Annotated in this window: 12 protein-coding genes; 2 read left to right on the top strand and 10 right to left on the bottom strand. The window is 44.1% G+C overall.

Features of this window, described 5'->3' with window-relative positions:
- Position 1 precedes the first annotated feature (1 nt).
- Positions 2 to 1942, bottom strand: coding sequence for a molecular chaperone DnaK (gene dnaK / locus QO189_RS13035; protein ID WP_371533054.1), 1941 nt, complete (start codon positions 1940 to 1942; stop codon positions 2 to 4).
- 184 nt (positions 1943 to 2126) lie between these two features.
- On the bottom strand, positions 2127 to 2726 hold the full coding sequence (grpE, locus tag QO189_RS13040; RefSeq protein WP_371533055.1) for a nucleotide exchange factor GrpE: 600 nt from the start codon (positions 2724 to 2726) through the stop codon (positions 2127 to 2129).
- 450 nt (positions 2727 to 3176) lie between these two features.
- Here grpE and QO189_RS13045 point away from each other — a divergent pair, with 450 nt between their 5' ends.
- Entirely contained in the window at positions 3177 to 4571 is a 1395-nt protein-coding gene (locus QO189_RS13045) for an alpha/beta hydrolase (protein WP_371533056.1), read from the top strand.
- 17 nt (positions 4572 to 4588) lie between these two features.
- Here the strand turns inward: QO189_RS13045 and QO189_RS13050 are convergent, their stop codons facing one another.
- From QO189_RS13050 to fmt, 8 genes are all read right to left on the bottom strand, one after another.
- Positions 4589 to 5725, bottom strand: a complete 1137-nt coding sequence (locus tag QO189_RS13050; RefSeq protein WP_371533057.1) for a metallophosphoesterase — start codon at positions 5723 to 5725, stop codon at positions 4589 to 4591.
- 87 nt (positions 5726 to 5812) lie between these two features.
- Complete coding sequence (locus QO189_RS13055; protein ID WP_371533058.1) at positions 5813 to 6784, bottom strand: epimerase; 972 nt, start codon at positions 6782 to 6784, stop codon at positions 5813 to 5815.
- 328 nt (positions 6785 to 7112) lie between these two features.
- Positions 7113 to 7742, bottom strand: a complete 630-nt coding sequence (locus tag QO189_RS13060; RefSeq protein ID WP_371533059.1) for an L-threonylcarbamoyladenylate synthase — start codon at positions 7740 to 7742, stop codon at positions 7113 to 7115.
- A gap of 123 nt (positions 7743 to 7865) precedes the next feature.
- Complete coding sequence (dprA, locus tag QO189_RS13065) at positions 7866 to 9119, bottom strand: DNA-processing protein DprA (RefSeq protein WP_371533079.1); 1254 nt, start codon at positions 9117 to 9119, stop codon at positions 7866 to 7868.
- Between the two features lie 57 nt (positions 9120 to 9176).
- A complete protein-coding gene (locus QO189_RS13070; protein ID WP_371533060.1) occupies positions 9177 to 10286 on the bottom strand; it encodes a LysM peptidoglycan-binding domain-containing protein in 1110 nt (369 codons plus the stop codon).
- A 324-nt stretch (positions 10287 to 10610) separates the two neighbouring features.
- Complete coding sequence (thrC, locus tag QO189_RS13075) at positions 10611 to 12032, bottom strand: threonine synthase (RefSeq protein ID WP_371533061.1); 1422 nt, start codon at positions 12030 to 12032, stop codon at positions 10611 to 10613.
- A 46-nt stretch (positions 12033 to 12078) separates the two neighbouring features.
- Positions 12079 to 13662, bottom strand: a complete 1584-nt coding sequence (locus tag QO189_RS13080) for a transcription antitermination factor NusB (protein ID WP_371533062.1) — start codon at positions 13660 to 13662, stop codon at positions 12079 to 12081.
- Positions 13663 to 13756: 94 nt separating this feature from the next.
- The gene (gene fmt / locus QO189_RS13085; protein WP_371533063.1) at positions 13757 to 14845 is read right to left on the bottom strand and encodes a methionyl-tRNA formyltransferase; all 1089 of its coding nucleotides are present in this window, start codon (positions 14843 to 14845) and stop codon (positions 13757 to 13759) included.
- Positions 14846 to 15156: 311 nt separating this feature from the next.
- Here fmt and QO189_RS13090 point away from each other — a divergent pair, with 311 nt between their 5' ends.
- Positions 15157 to 18021: a response regulator gene (locus tag QO189_RS13090; protein WP_371533064.1), complete on the top strand. Its 2865-nt coding sequence runs from the start codon at positions 15157 to 15159 to the stop codon at positions 18019 to 18021.
- Positions 18022 to 18084 lie beyond the last annotated feature (63 nt).

Raw genomic sequence — 18084 nt, forward strand, 5'->3', positions numbered from 1 at the left:
CTTACTTTTTGTCTTCATCTACTTCAGTGAACTCAGCATCAACAACGTCATCATCCGCTTGGTTGCTACCATTAGCGTCAGCACCTTGTTGGAACTGGCTTGGATCCATACCTTCTGCGCCAGCACCGCTATCAGCGTAGATTTTTTGGCTAACTGGCAAGAATGCGTTGTCTAGCGCTTCAAGCTTGGCTTTGATTTCGTCATGATCGTCTTCTTTCGCTGCCGCTTCAAGCTCAGTGATCGCAGTTTCTACTGTTGATTTTTCTTCATCAGTGACTTTATCTTCTGCTTCTTTCAGCGCTTTTTGTACCGCATGGATACGACCATCTGCTTCGTTACGAACTTGCGCTAGATTAGCGAATTTCTCATCTTCAGCGGCATTAGCCTCTGCATCACGAACCATTTGTTCGACTTCTTCGTCCGACAAACCAGAATCCGCTTTGATTTGGATGCTTTGTGCTTTACCAGTACCTTTATCGGTTGCTGAGATGTTCATGATACCATCAGCGTTGATGTCAAAAGACACTTCGATTTGCGGTAAGCCACGTGGTGCTGGTGGGATATCCGTCAAGTCAAAACGACCAAGCAGTTTGTTTTGGTTAGCGATTTTACGCTCACCTTGATATACCTGAATCGTTACTGCTGGCTGGTTATCTTCAGCTGTTGAGAATACCTGTGATTTCTTGGTAGGAATCATGGTGTTTTTCTCGATAACTGGTGTCATAACACCGCCCATGGTTTCGATACCTAGCGTCAATGGCGTTACATCAAGTAGCAATACGTCAGTTTTGTCACCAGACAATACCGCGCCTTGGATTGCCGCACCAGCTGCAACTGCTTCGTCAGGGTTTACGTCTTTACGTGGCTCTTGACCGAAGAATTCTTGTACTTTTTGTTGAACTAGTGGCATACGAGTCTGACCACCAACGAGGATAACGTCATCGATATCGCCGATTTTTAGGCCAGCATCTTCAAGGGCAATTTTACAAGGGCCCATGGTACGCTGTACTAACTCTTCCGTTAGGCTCTCTAGTTTTGAGCGACTGATAGTGACAACCAAATGCTTAGGACCACTGCTATCAGCAGTAATATAAGGCAAGTTCACTTCAGTGCTTTGTGCACTTGATAGTTCGATCTTCGCTTTTTCAGCGGCTTCTTTTAGACGCTGCATCGCAAGAGAGTCACCTTTTAGGTTAACGTCTTGTTCTTTTTTGAATTCAGCCACTAAGAAATCGATCAATGCTGAGTCAAAGTCTTCACCACCAAGGAACGTATCACCGTTGGTCGCTAGTACTTCAAACTGTTGCTCACCGTCAACGTCTGCAATTTCGATGATTGAGATATCGAAAGTACCACCGCCCAAGTCATATACAGCAACAGTGCTATCGCCTTGTTTCTTGTCCATACCATAAGCAAGTGCCGCAGCAGTTGGCTCATTGATGATACGTTTTACATCAAGACCTGCAATTTTACCTGCATCTTTGGTTGCTTGACGCTGTGAGTCATTGAAGTAAGCAGGTACGGTTACGACTGCTTCAGTCACGCTCTCACCAAGATAATCTTCTGCTGTTTTTTTCATTTTTTTCAAGATTTCAGCAGAAACCTGTGGTGGCGCAAGCTTTTTACCGTTGATTTCTACCCACGCATCGCCGTTGTCTGCTTTAGCGATTTTGTAAGGAACCATGCCGATGTCTTTTTGCACGACTTTGTCATCAAAACGACGACCGATCAAACGCTTAATCGCAAACAATGTGTTGCTTGGATTGGTGACTGCTTGACGCTTCGCTGACTGACCAACCAATGTTTCGTCATCTTTATAAGCGACGATTGATGGTGTGGTACGCGTACCTTCAGCATTTTCGATGACTTTAACTTTGTCACCTTCCATTACTGCTACACACGAGTTAGTCGTACCTAAATCAATACCAATTACTTTACCCATAATCAATTGCTCCTAATTTGTTTTTAACTATAAATACTTATTTATCCAGACCGTAGTCGGTCACTTGTTGCTATATATCGGTTTGCTTGTTGTATTTTTCAAGGCGGTAATCAAGCAAAAACAGTCTTTCCTGTGATTTTTTGTGAAAAACCTTCATATTAGTAGGGTTTAGCCCCAAAAAATATTATTGACCAACACGTACCATGGCTGGACGTAGCAGACGACCGTTTAAGCTATAGCCTTTTTGTAGAACTGTACCGACGGTATCAGCTTCTGCTTCTGGATCGATACCCACTGCTTCATGGAAGTCCGCGTTGAATTTCTCACCTTCTGGATCGACCACTTCTACGCCATGACGTGTGAGTACAGAGACCAATGCTTTGTGAGTTAGTTGTACCCCTTCAGCGACTGGGTCATTCGCGTCTGCGTTTTCGATAGCACGCTCTAAGTTATCAACAATATCGAGTAACTCTTTTGCAAATTTTTGAAGAGCGAATTTTTTGCTCTTATCTGCTTCTTGCTCGGCGCGCTTTTGTGCATTGTACGCTTCAGCGTTGGCGCGAGCAGTGCTTTCTTTGGCTTGCTTCACTTCACCTTCTAATTCAGCGATGCGCGCTTTGAATGTGTCAAGGTTGATCTCGTTTTCAATCGTGGCTTCTTCGCCTGAGTTGTTCTTTGGATCAAACTCATCCAAGGTTTCTTCTAAGATACTTTCTTTATGCTCAACATTGTCATGTACGACCGTTTGGTCAAAGTTTTCTTGGTTGGTATTTTGCTCGCTCATGATAGCTCCTTGGAATATCAATAATAATTGAGATAAGACACAATAAATCAGCCAATCGCTGGCTGTATCATGCCTTTATCAGATACTTAACGGTTATCACTCATTTTTTATATTAATACGCTCTAATAGCTGCTTGATAAAGGTAGTAAGTATAAATTTCAAGCCTAAAGCAAAGGAATTTTTCGCATTTACGACAAATATAGTTAGATCTTTCTTTAAAACAAGTACTCAGCATTTCTCCGCTGTGTCAACTGGTCTCAATATACGTTAACAAAACGTACAAAAAACCGTCAATTACTCTAAATAGGTTACCGTTGCTACCCACGCCATTACTAAATAACACCCTGTTTTACGCACTACTGCCTTATTATTGCTACAAATATTATTCCTTACTCTAAAGTGTACGCTGATGTAACAGTAAACACTCAAAAAACAGTTATGAGAGATGTTATGTCTAATTCAACAGTATCATCAATCAATACCTTACTGAACAAAACATTGATGGCGCTGCATTTGGCGTCAAACGATGAGATGATTAGTGAAGCGAAAGACAATGGTGTGCAAAAAAAGCGTTTGAGCGTGAAAGAAAAAATGCTCAGTTATAACCCAATGACACATTGCCAGCCACACACTTTGCACTATGCGATGAAAGGTCTTGGCTATCTACCAACGCCAGTATTAGAAGGTTTGATTGCCTATCTAAAAGGGCCTCACTCAAAGCAATATCTGCATGCCAATGCTCATTTGCGCCTGATCCTCGCGGTGAATAGTCATCTTAAGACACCATTAGAGCTGACGCCCATGCATGAACTCCGTGAAAGGTTTGCTGCAGATGCGGTAGCGATGCAAGCACCGAGTGTATGGCATCAAGCGGGTGGCAGTATGCTAAGTAACATCAAACCTTTTATCAAAAAAGGTGAAACACCTGTCAATTGGGAAGATAAAACCATAGCCAACGCGGATGATGGTGATATGACCATTCGCTGCTATCAGGCAGGTACCAAGAGCATTGGCCCTAAAAAAAGACGTAATCATAATCCTGACAAAACAGCCATGTTGTTTTTTCATGGTGGTGGATTTTGTATCGGTGATGTCGATACACATCACGAGTTCTGTCACGCGGTCTGTGAGCAGACTGGTTGGCCCGTGGTCAGTGTGGATTATCGCTTGGCTCCTGAGTGTCCTGCACCCGCAGCGTTGAAAGACTGTATCACCGCTTATGCTTGGTTGGCTGAGCACTGCCATACCTTAGGTGCCTTACCGTCACGTATCGTTCTTGCAGGCGATAGCGCAGGTGGTGGTCTTTCTACCTTGATTGCACAGCAACTCACCGCACCAAACGAAAACGCTTGGTTAGACTTGGGTACAGATGGTCAGAAAATGTTTGATCTATTAAAGAAGCTACCTGCGCCTCTAGCACAGATGCCACTGTATCCTGTGACTGATATTGAGACAGATTATCCAAGTTGGGAGCTGTATGGTGAAGGCCTGCTATTGGATCATGCTGATGTGGCAGTATTTGACGCTGCTTGTCTTGAGAATAGTCCGTTGCCACGCATACATATATTAAATTCGCCAATGCTTGGTGATAACAGCAAAGTATGTCCCACCTATATCGTCGCCGCTGAACTCGATGTATTGCGTGATGAGGCATTTGCTTATGCCAAACAGCTAAAGAGTTATAAGGTACCTGTTGAGACCCATACTGTGTTGGGCGCACCGCATGGCTTTATTCATTTTATGAGCGTGCATCAAGGACTTGGGCAGGAAACAAAAAATATTATTCATGGTTTTAGCGGCTTCGTCCGTGAGGTTATTAGTACAAAATCGCAGCTCGTGGCATAAAGATTAGCTAGTACTAGCTATTTATTAGTATGACTAGAAACGGTAATTAACCAAATCTCTGAGCGTGAGCCCAATCGAAACGGAATACCCCAAAAGCCATAACCCGAGGATACCACAAAGTGTCCTCTGCCAATGGCCTCATACCCATAGCCTAATCGGTTGATGGCGCTCACGATGAAGTTGGCGGGGAATACTTGTCCATTGTGAGTGTGTCCTGATACCTGCAGATCGATTGGTAACTGACTGTGTTCCTCAATATCGCTTGGTCTATGATCCAGCAGTATCACTGGCTGTGAAGTATCAACTTTCGCGAGCAGATCAGGTGTCGCGACACGCTGGCGTTTATGATTATCAAAACGTCCAACCAGCCATATAGGCTGCCCCTCATGTTCGATACCAAATACGTCATCATTTAATAAATGTACGCCTGCATCGACTAACGCTTGGCTAATTGGCTGTTCGTGCCCATACAAATCATGATTGCCCAACGTTGCATAGACGCCATATGGTAGATTAGCGCACAGCTCAGCTAAGTTTTTTGCCATATTATAGTTATTAAACGCGTCTGTATTGTCATCCATGATATCGCCTGGCATAAGCAGCATATCAGCTTGCGAATCAATCATTAGACGGTTCAACCTATCTATCGCTGCTACGCCAAATAGTCGTCCTAGATGCAGGTCACTCGCGACCGCAATGCGCAATGGTTTAGCAAGCGGTTTGTTGATACTAATGGACAGCTTGCGTACGACTGGCACATAAGCACTATGCAGCGCATAAGAGAATAGTCCTATAAATATAATCAAGGCTAGGGCACGTAATCCAATAGCGATACTGCTCAGGTCATTGGTCGCATTACCTGACAGCAGGACTATTAGCCAATATCCACCATAGATTAGGCCTATCAGCAATGCCGTGAGCAGCATAAAATGCATAACCAACATCCAACCGCTAACCCAGCGGTAGCTATTGGCAAACGCTCTTTTGACACTTAATATCAACAATCCGTTAGTAATAATAAATATAGTAGACCATATAGCGATTCGGAGCGTTGGCGTGATCCAAGGCTGTAACCACCACTGTAAGCTTAGAGCAGCACCCGCACTAAACAGCTGCAAGAGCAAAAAAATGGTGATGAAAAATGCATAACGCATGGATTGCCCTTAGACAGAAATACAATCTAGTGAATATTTAATATAAGCCGACCTTATTATGTTTCACATGAAACAATCACGACGTAACTACTTCTGATCCTCTAATGCTTGTTTGAGTGTCACATGATTAAATGTGTAACCTGCATCAAGAAGCGCTTGTGGCAGCACCTTTTGTCCATCAATCAGTAGCGTTGACATCTCACCAAACATGAGCTTCAGCAAAAACTCTGGCAAGGTAAAAAGTGTCGGCCGATGTAACCATGAGCCAAGCGTTTTAGTAAAAGTATGGTTACTCACGGGATTGGGCGCAGTGAGATTATAGACAAAGGCTGGCGTATCACTTCTTGTCTCTATGACATTATCGTTATGTGAAACTCTTTGTTTATGGCCAAATTGACTGACAAGATGCTGTTCAATAATAAAAATCGCCGCCCCTACCCAATCGTCACGACTAATCCAGCTCATGATTTGTTGACCATCACCCAACTGCCCGCCAACGCCAAATTTAAATGGCAGTAATAATTTGGCCACCATACCGCCTTCAGGATGTATCACAACGCCTGTTCGTACAATAGCGACAGGAACATCGTAATCAGTCGCTTTGAGCGCCAAGCTCTCCCACTCCTCACATAAGCGATGGGCAAAGTCTGTCTCAAAACTGCTGTGTTCAGTTAATGGCTTATCACCTTGCGTGCCGTACCAACCGATTGCTGAGCCGCTTACTAGTAGTTTTGGCTTTGTTGCAGTACGTTGGATGAAGCTTAATATCGATTGAGTAGGCTTAATACGACTGGCTATTAATTGCTCTTTACGCTCATCGCTCCAACGCGCGTCAGCAATACCTGCGCCAGCTAAATTCAGTATGACATCAAAGCTCATATCAGAGGTTGCAAGCTCATCGTAAGTCATCATACTGATGTCATCAGGATGAGCTTGACTGCTATCTCTGGTCAGCCAAGTAATCATCACCTCTTTACCTTGCGTGCGATACCGTTCGATTAACTCTCGGCTAAACGCACTACCCAAAAACCCTGAGCCACCACTAATTAAAATTTTCATACCCTACTCCCTATATGTATCAAATATCGCAACGATGACCTATCGTTGAAAGATTCATCGTTCAATAAAAATCAGCCCCTTTTAACTATCGTCTACTTTTTTGTCGTTTTTATCAAAATAACTTTTACATACTTTTAGTAAAGCAACGGGAACAAAGGAAGCGGGTTTAGCGATAGCTAGCGCTGAGACGGTATATTTTTGCTATGGCTACAGAACGATAACCATAGCAATTTTCAGCTAGCGAAATACAGTGTATCGATGGCGACAGCACAAAAAAGACAGTACGAAAGACTAGGCTATAATGGTATGAAAGGTCGTTTATTGCCTGCTAACGAATGACTGAGCCTGTCGTTGCATCACGGATTTGGCTGGGTAAGATATAACCTAGAGTATCTGCCTGAAAATAGCTAATCTGCTCACCAAAGTAACCATAGGCGGTATCAAAGGTGCTGGCAGGCGATTGACCTGACGGGTTGCAGCTAGTCGAAACAATGAAGCCAAATGGATTATTTGCGCTGACCATCTGTTGGCACAGTTCTCGTATGATAGGATGGGCGATGACCCTGACTGCAATGGTCTGATGCTCACCCATTATCCATGAGGGCATCGTGGTCGAAAGTGTCTGAGGAATGGGTAATAACCAAGTATGCGCTTGGCGATTTTGTAACTCGCCGTCATTAACATCTGACTGCCAGCTATCGATAACTTGCTGGTGCTGGTTATTATTTAAAGAGGCTAGTAGAGGTGACAAACGCTCTACGCTATCGGTAATGACGATCATGCCTTTGGCTTGCGGACGTTGTTTGATATCTAAGATACGCTGCACAGCGGCTTGATTATAAGGGTCGCAACCGATACCCCAAACGCTTTCTGTTGGGTATGCAAGCAGCTTTCCTTCTTTAAGCCAGTTTGCAGCTTGTATGGCAGAGTCAGTGATAAAAGGTATAGATTGGCTCATAGCTTACATGTTTCATGCTGGAATAGAGACACTAATAATAGCACAAGAGACAGGCTGACTAAGGTAGCGATATTTAGAATCTATCCTACTTATTTCTATGTGGTAGTTAAGAATTACGATACGCTATACACGTAAATAGCGTCCGCCTTGCACACTGATGACGCCCATTAGTTCAAGTTCCATCAGCTGTCCAATCAGCTGTGGCGGCGCAAGCCCAGTGGCAATAATAAGTGCATCTAAATCCTGTCCATGCCAATCGAGCTGCTCATAGATCTGTGTTAAATGCTCAGGAACAACGATCGCGCTACGAGGGGATTTGATATGAGAAGGTTCTGGCTGACTGACCGTTGTGACAGAGCCTGTCTCTACATTTAGCGCATCAGATGACTGAGTTGCCTGCGATTGTTGGCTATTAGCGCTTGTAGTAATATCTGTTGGTCTATACGAGCGCTTATCATAATCAAGCTGATCATTGACATCCTCTAACACCTGCTGTGGATGATAAATCAACGTTGCCCCTTCACGTATCAGATGATGGCAACCTTCGGCATTGCTATTATCAATATGACTTGGAATGGCAAAGACTTGTTTGCCTTGCTCAGAAGTTAGACGGGCGGTAATGAGCGAGCCACTTTTGATCGTCGCTTCGGTCACAATCGTGGCTAGACTCAGCCCAGCTACCAGACGGTTACGGCGCGGAAAGGTATGTTTGTGCGGCTGAGTATGCGGTAGTAGTTCACTAATAATGCAGCCACCTTGCTCAATAATTTGAGCAAATAACTGGTCACGATGATTGGGATAATTCACATCAATCCCTGTCCCCATCACGCCGATAGTACGACCTTGATAGTCAAGATCAGTCTGCGCCAAAGCGCCTAGATGAGCCCGTTTGTCCACGCCTATCGCCAGACCACTGGTGATGATATACCCTGCCTGTGCCAGATATTGCGCCATATCAAACGTGATTTTTTGAGCATGAGCTGTTGGTTTTCGACTGCCTACGATAGCAATTTGAGCTTGATGCAGGCGCGCGCTATTTCCTCGAAAGAATAATAATGGCGGCGGATCATAAATATGAAGAAGCTGAGCAGGATAGTCAGGCTGACCGGCAAACAATAAACCATAGCGCCCATCTAGAAGCGCTTGCTGTATCTTATCAATAGCAGCGTGTGTTTGCTCTGGATGTTCATGACGTTTGAGATGCGTGTGATGAATGCCTAACTGCTTCCATGCCTCTACCTTGGCTTGCCATGCGAGCTGCGCGTCACCATAAGTGGTAACAAGCTTGTGATAAGCAGATAATGATGCATTCACCTCATACCACAGCGCCAATATCGCACGCTGATCGTCGGATAAAGAAGAGGTGACTGCGGTCATTGTCATCTGTCTCGTTTGGGCAAACTTAGCAAAATCGCTTCACAAAGCCTTATGTGCTTATAGATAAGGGGGTGGCAATAGTTGGTCGCCAACATTGAGTGGTAGCTCAGAGTCAAGTACGTAAGCATAGCTGATATTATCAAAGGTATTAAACACCATCACCATACCGCTTGGCTCATTTGGCAAGCGTACCGGCATGTCATTATCCTTAACATCTCGTACCAATGGGCCTTTTTGATACACGGTCAGTACGTCACCTGGTTTGGCGCCATGCAAGCTGCCTAAATTGATCGCTACCACGCTGCCTTTAGCGGCAGAGCTGATTGAGTCCATCACCCGCACTATCATACCGCCACGATTGACGCTGGCAGGCGTTGGATAAAAGACAGGTGGAATGGCGTTATCCAACTCGACAAACACGCGATCACCTTCACGCACTTCTTTGTCGTAACTGTCAGTAAGCTGCAAGCTGGTGACGCCATTACTTTCTGTCGAAGTAACAAGGCCAGTCGCTACTTGCGTGACTTCCAGACCGATAACTTCTTGAGTTTTAGGATCAACGTATAGGTCACCCTCGCGGTATACGCCATAGCGCTGACCAACGATCAGTGGCACCCCTTTGGCATAGACTTTATCACCGCTTGCTGTGATTAAATTGCGGTTTTTGGACGCCAAGATATACGGTGTGGTATTGAAATCTTCTGGATTCACAATGAGCGTTTTATCAAGCCAATGCTGAATAGCAGACCATGGAATAGGCGGAATACTATTGGCCGTTGATGTCACGGCGATAGTACTGGCAACCACGTTACCCGTTAGTTGCTTTTCGATACCAGCACAGCCCTCTCCTGTATCGACTCCTATCAGCGTCTTACCTTGAATCACACAAAGGATAAGAATGTCATCTGGATAAATAAGGTTTGGATTTTTGATTTGCTTGTTGGTTGCCCAGATCTCTTTCCAGCGCCATGGACTGTCGAGGTAGCGGCCTGAGATGTCCCATAGGGTATCGCCTTTTTTGACGATATAGCGATTGGGGGCGTCTGCTTTTATGGTAGGTGGTGGATTATTGGCGTGGGCTGTGGTCATCAACATGGCACTGCTAAATGTCGTAACTAATAATCCTTTTGCCAGTGCTTTTGCTGTCTTTTTTAAGCTCATCTTCATGGTTATATCCACAATATGTACCACTGTTTTGGTCACAATAAATCACACTTAATTCATCACTCTAAAAACATTTGACTTTATGAAAAAATCAATATTATCAGTGATTTATAAGTATCACTCTTGTGGCAACTATAGGGCAGCTGTTCAGTATAATTGGCTAGATTCATTCCCAAAAAAGCGTCTAGCAAAATAATGACTCGCTGACGCTGTTTCTAATACTACAATTATATCTACCATAACACAATCATAAACACTTTATTACAATGGTGTAACTTTTATACAAACGCTTCTATCTATAGAAGATGAACTCACAACGTTTATCGCTTATGCGGGATTTGGTGCAACATGCTGACGAATTTGCTCAGCAACCAATGCCGCATCATTGTCCAAGACTATGACATGTTGTGGCAAACTCTCTAAGCCTTCTGTGTGAGCCGGACGCTCGATGTCGATTTGCCCCACTGCTTCAACAATAGTGTCAGCAAATTTAACAGGCAATGCGGTCTCTGCACAGATAATGACTTCGCCTTCACGCTGTAACTCTTTGGCGACCTTGATACCGTCAGCTGTATGCGGATCGACAAGTTCGCCATGCTGTTCATACAACGCTTTGATCGTGTTTAAGCGATCGCTATGGGTTGATTTGCCAGCAGCAAAACCGTAACGTGTATTGACCGCTTCCATCAAATCAGACAAGTCGAACCCTTGACCTGATTTTACGCCGTCAAATAACTCATGAACGCGCGCGCTGTCTTTATCCAGTAACAAGTAAACAAAACGTTCAAAGTTCGAAGCTTTTGAGATATCCATTGATGGACTTGAGGTTACATAGGTTTTGTCAGTGGGGCGCGGCTGATAAGCACCTTGGTTAAAGAAGTCATTGAGCACGTCATTTTCATTGGTGGCAACAATTAAACGCTCAACGGGCAGACCCATTTCACGTGCGATGTGACCGGCGCAAATGTTACCAAAGTTACCTGATGGCACGCTAAAACTGACTTTTTCGTCGTTATTTGTCGTCACCGCAAAATACGCTTTGAAGTAATAAACGATCTGCGCGAGGATGCGTCCCCAATTGATAGAGTTGACCGTACCTAAGTTATACTGCGCTTTAAAGTCAGCGTCTTGCTGCAGCGCTTTGACGATATCCTGACAGTCATCAAACATACCATCGATCGCGATATTATGGATATTATCATCAGTCAAGCTATACATTTGTGCCCGCTGAAACTCACTCATTTTACCATGCGGTGATAGCATAAAGACTTCGACGTTTTCTTTACCGCGTAGGGCGTATTCCGCTGCACTACCTGTATCGCCACTGGTTGCACCAATAATAGTGATACGTGCCTCTTTTCTTTTGAGCACATACTCAAAGGCATTGCCCAAGAATTGCATAGCTACGTCTTTAAATGCTAGCGTTGGGCCGTTTGATAATCCTAAAATGTATAAGTTATCTTCGAGCTTGCGGACAGGAACAATATCATCAGAACCAAACACATCAGCTGTATAAGTACGCTCGATAATGTCCTGCAAATCAGCTGCTGGAATATCAGTGGCGAAGCGCTGCATAATCGCCATCGCTAGCTGTGGATAGCTGAGTGTGCGCCACTCATCGAGTACAGCGCTATCAATCGTTGGGTAATGCTCAGGCAACATCAAACCACCGTCTGGCGCAAGACCCATTAATAGCACATCACTAAAGTCCATCGGTGCTGTCTGACCACGAGTACTGATATATTTCATTAGATCGTCCTGTCTACAATAGTGTTATTCAATAATTAAAAACGGTTTATTCAGCAGTCTTTTGCAATAACGCATAATAAAAACCATCGCCACTCTCGCTATCGATTGGCAAGCATTGGCGACCAATCTCTTGGGCGATACCCCAATTGCAATCCTCAGTAAATTCAGTCACTGACGCATCGTTATGGTAGCTGATGAAGTCTTGCATTTGCAGCACGTTTTCTTGCTTTAAAATAGAGCACGTGACGTACAACAGATAACCGCCCACTTTGAGCTGCGGCCATAGGTTATGCAAAATATCCGCTTGCAGCAGGACGGTTTGTTCGATATCTTCTTCGGTACGCAAAATACTGATATCAGGATGACGGCGAATCACGCCCGTCGCGGTACAAGGAGAGTCCAATAATATCGCATCAAATACTGGCTCATTGGTCGCCGCTTTTTTATTTTTGCCATGCTGCCATCTGGTGGCATCAGCGCAGACAACGTTGAGGGCGATATTTTTCTCAGCTTGTTCTAAATCTTGCTGTTTGAGATTGAGACGCTGTAAATTGTCGTAGATGCGTTCGATACGCGGGGCTTCGTTATCGATAGCCGTTAGCTTAATTTTAGGCACTGGCGAAACTTCTTCTGTATTATCTTGTTTCACGTGAAACAACGATGAAGAATCATTTGAGCTAAGCAGCTCTAACCAATGAGCAAGCTTACCACCTGGAGCGGCGCAGGCATCTAGAACATGTATCTCGTTATTCGTATTTTCCGCATCAGACTTTTCAGCGCTGAGCTTCGCCATTAACGCTTTGTTAATAATAGGTGCCGCAAGCTGAGCATGCATATCTTGTACGCTAGCAGTGCCTTCAGCGAAATCAGGCAAAGCATTGACAGCGGTGCTCTGATGTAGTCTTAAACCTTTGGTCGACAGCGTCGTCGCTGCCTCTGACGAACCAGCCAGCTGTAAACTGCTGGTTAGCTCAATCATGTCAGCGTCAATCTCTGCACCGTACAATGCTTGCTGATAGTCCTCTACTGAAGTAACTGCCGAGTTGACTCGCAAAAACATGGGTGCCGCTTGGCGTAAGCCTTGGGTCAGCTCATCATACTGCTCACTCCAGTCTTGCTTAAGCTGATAAGCAAGCCAATTTGGCAAACTGTGTTTTTTATCGCACTTCTTACGGAATTTACTCGGATTTTTGGCAACTTTGCGCAAGATAGCATTGATTAAACCTGTCGCGTGGGCAAATTCAATCTCTTTTGCCGACTCCACTGTCTCATGGATGGCAGCGTGATCTGCCACTTCCAAATACAGTAACTGCACCAAACCCACTTGAATCGTGGTACGAACTTCGACCTCGTCAATAGGGTTGTCCGCTAGCGTGTCGAGCAATCGCGCAAGGGCATGCCATTGGCGTAACGTGGTCAGTAACAATGCATGTGCAAAACCTTTATCACCGTCATGCAGACTGTTTAATAATGGGTCAAGCACGCTTGAGAGCGATTGACCATTTTGAATCGCAAGCAAGGTGCGAATGACGCGAACGCGAACGCTGCCATTCATAATCAGGTTGCTTGATGGCTTGAGCTTATTGTTTCTAGGTGCATTGTTTTTAGACGCGCTGTTGGTTTGTCTCATGAAGTTGTATTTCCTTGACGTATGATCGATCGCGTCTTGTGCTAGTAGGGTTAAATGTCTTTAAAGCTATTCAGATAAAGCTATTTAGATAAAATTATTTTGATTCTGCTGTGAATCGATCACCGTCGTTTAGCTGATTACCATGACAAAGCTGTTCCGCGGTCATCGGCTTACCACCAGCAAATTGTAAACGGGTGATGGCTAGAGTGTTGCTCAATTGCTCGTCATGAGCGCCATTACTATTTGGTTGTTCAGCCTCTTGACCACAAGCGACTAAGATTGCTTTGCGTCCCACACTCACGACCGTACCAGCGGACTTATCTGTTTTTTGCGTGGTATTGATGGGTAGTGCAGCGAGTATTTTGACACGCTGCCCTTCTAGAAAAGTATAAGCGCCTGGCCATAGTGTCAATCCACGAATTTGACGCTCAATGATAGCAGCAGGTTGTGTCCAGTCAATCTCACCTTCAGTTTTTACGAGCTTTTCGGCATAATTTGCCTGACTGTCATCTTGGGTGATTGCCTGTGCTTGGTAATGTGATAAATCTTTTAATACTGTGGCGATAGCTGTCGCACCAAGCGCTGCCATCTTATCATGTAGGCTAGCAGCAGTCTCATCAGGCTCTATACTAGCGCTCACCTTATAGAGCATATCACCAGTATCAAGCCCTTTATCCATCTGCATGATGGTGATACCTGTCTCATCATCACCTGCTAATAGTGCACGGTGAATAGGCGCTGCACCGCGCCAACGTGGCAACAATGAGGCATGAATATTTAGACAACCATGCGTGGGTGTGGTCAATACACCGATAGGCAAAATCAAACCGTAAGCAGCGACAATCATAAGATCTGGCTGATACGTACGCAATGTTTGTCGTGCTGCTATGCCCTCTGTGCTGGATTTTTTGAAGGTGACTGGCTGCTCGACAGCGATATCGTTCGCTAATGCCACTTCTTTGACAGCAGAGGCTGATAGTTTTTGGCCGCGTCCTGCTTTACGATCCGGCTGGGTATATACCGCGACAATATCGATATTAAGTGCGTCTTGCTGGCGAATGAGCGCTTCTAGACTAATGGCAGCAAACTCAGGCGTGCCTGCAAATACGACCCTTAGTCGCTCGGTAGATAGTTTATTATTATTTATAGATGTATTAGACAGATCAAAAGTGGCAGTAGTCATAGTCTTGCAGTATATAAGGTTAATTTGTCCATTATAGGTGAGTTTACGACGTTGTGCCATAAGTGTGGTAGTCTCAATCCAGTATGACTAATGACGCTTTTTGCCTTTATAATATAAAAAGTGTCATTGCTCTAGTTATCGACCTTCTTATAGAATAAAAATACTTCGTCAGCAATACTCTACAAATAGCACACTATTATTCTGCTATAGATAATAGGAAGGTATCAGTAGCAAGGTTTTGGATAAATCAATTACTATAAGAAACGATGATTTCACTATATATTTTTGCGTCGATATAGGGCCATGCTCTCATGCAACAGTTTCAGTCCTTACAGCGATTATTGATCTTCTATGCATCGACCTTGCTGGTCATGCTGTTGCTGTACTATGTCACGTTGTTTGATGGGTTGAGACATCATAGCGAACAACACAGTATAGATACTTTTCATGCGTTACAGCACAGTATTACTGAGCATGCCGCGCCTATAGATATAGAAATAGAAAAAATCCTAAAACAGCCTACTTTTGATCATATCAGCTATCAGCTTATTTTGATGATGCCATCTGGGCAAACTTATATCCATCGTAAAACTCAACCGAATGAATCAGCTTTTACGACAGTCACGTTTCCCACAGTCAATGCAGCTACCTTGTCTAAGGATAATCAAAGTGCTTATACAGTCAGTAATAGTGCTTTAACAGGAACGATAAAGCTCGAAAGTGGTCACCAGGTTTATGTTGTGTTGCGCTATGAGCCTTTGACTATCGAATGGACCTCATATCGTTATTGGCTACCATTAATGGTGGCTTTGATACTGTTTTTTATCGCTTTGTTTTATATGCTCCACCGTCGAACCAACTGGGAGCAGCTAATAGCTTACACTGATAAGTTGAGTGTTCATGCAAAAGAGTCTTATACGCCGCCACCCTTTTTACAAGAAAAATCCACCACTGAGTTTTTGCTACTAGGTCATGCACTGAGCCGTGTCAGTTATCAGCTACACAACGACTATCGACGTATCAAAACATTAAATCATCGTTTGGAACGCTTGGTTGATCAATCACCGCTACCAATGCTGATGAGCTTACGTCACGGTCAGATTAGCTTCTATAATCAACGCTTTGAAAAAATATTTACACCCTCTGACAAAAACGGACACAGTTATACACTCACTGACTTTGTCATGGGCAAAGATGAGGCGACTCAGCAAATACTGCAAACGCTAGCTAGTTTACAAGTCTCGCGTACACTGACCGTCTATGGAATAGACAATAAACAAGCCTACCAGTTGCATGCTACACCATGGTTTGGTGAGCATGGACAAGTTCATGGTTTTACGGTACTGCTTAATGATGTCAGTGAGCTGGTTAATCAGAACGAGCAGTTGCAACAGCAAAATAAACAGCTACAGCGAAAGGTTGATGAGTTCAATAAACTTAGGTTTGTCATCGGTCATAAGTTGCGCATACCGCTAGAAGCTATGATCGATATCCTTGAGCCAATCGATCCGAACACATTGAATGCAAGACAAAACAAAACGCTAGATACTTTGATTACCACCAGTCAAAACATGCTGACCGCACTCAATGAGACGCTACATATAGGAAATATCGAGGTTAGAAAAACTCGTCTTAATATTGAGCCCGTCGATATTTACAAGCTTGGTCAGGAAGTTAATGAGCTAATCATAAATGATACGAGGCAAAGAGGGCTTGAGCTGATTTACTTCTTTGCCCCAGACTCTCCACGCTCTATTGATACTGATGACGTGCGTCTCCGGCAGATTTTGCTGAATCTACTGCACAATGCCGTAAAATTCACCCCCTCCGGTCATGTAGCACTTATTATCGAACTAACCGACCACGAGCAAATGTCAGAGGCTAGCAAAGAGACCTTGCAGTCTATCAATACAAACCTTACTACAGATGCAGTGAGTTGCTGGGTGCGCTTTAGTGTGCAGGACACTGGTATCGGTATCACATCTGCCAAACAGCATCAGCTTTTGTCGTACTTAAATAAACCCCATAGCCCAGATATTAATCCAATATCGCAAAATGCTATCGATGCAGGGTTGGGACTAAAAAACGTCAATAGCTTTGCGCGATTACTAGGTGGATTTATAGAACTAACCAGTACCGTTAATGAAGGTAGCGTGTTCAACCTCTATTTGCCTTGTCGACGTCCAAGCTATCAGCCGGTATATCATCCTAGTCAGCACCTAAATCATATTTGCCTAATCGCGGTCGTCCATCAGCCGCTTGTTGCGCAACATTTACAGCGGCTTTGTGAGCACTTAGCGATATCTAGCACTATTTATACTTCTGTAGACCTAGCGACTATAGAGCAATTAACAGAACGCCTAAGTCGAGAGCAGCAAAGCTCAGCACCCATACTCCTACTAGATTATGAGTACTATGACACCAGCGCGATCTTAGTTGGCAGCAAGACCAACGCTGACAGCTCAGCGAAATATCAAAATTCATTACCACAAGGGCAGTCTGACCTCACAAAACCCCATTTAACGCACAGCAATCATATAGTTACGAGCATCGATAGACGGCAGGCATTAAACAGCCTGCTCGCTAATACATCCTTTCCTAAAATACTGTTTAGTATGAAATCTGAGCGCCGCATACCCTCTATGTTACTCGATCAATGTGATGGCTTTTTGGCAAAACCTTTAGATAGTGCGCTATTACTGTCTGAAATCCTGCGCTTGACAATACCAGCTAGAAAAAAGCTAACACAAACACAAGATATCAAAGAGAACATTAGCGAGACAACTGCTCAAAAAGAAAGTTCGCAGCCATTATCACCCCTTATCTTAGTGGTGGAAGATAGTCCAACCAATCAAAAAATAGCCTGCAAAATGCTGAGTAAACTTGGCTATCGCAGTATCGTTGCAGAAGATGGTCAGCAAGCGCTTGATATATTAGCCAGCCAGCGTGAGGAGATTTCCCTGATTTTGATGGACTGCCGGATGCCAGTCATGGACGGTCTACAAGCTACTCAGGCAATCCGCGCACAAGGCAACGATATACCTATTGTCGCGCTAACGGCAAATAATACAGAAGAGGATCGCAAGGCCTGCATGCAAGTAGGTATGAATGAGTTTTTATCCAAACCTATCAGTAAAAAGGATCTAGAAACCGTTTTACAAAGCTTTATACCCTAAACGTCAATAAGAGAATAAAAAAAATCACCCTGTCGATATTACTTTGATTTCGTAATACGGACA

The organism is Psychrobacter sp. Arc29 (genome assembly GCF_041431175.1).
GTDB lineage: Bacteria > Pseudomonadota > Gammaproteobacteria > Pseudomonadales > Moraxellaceae > Psychrobacter.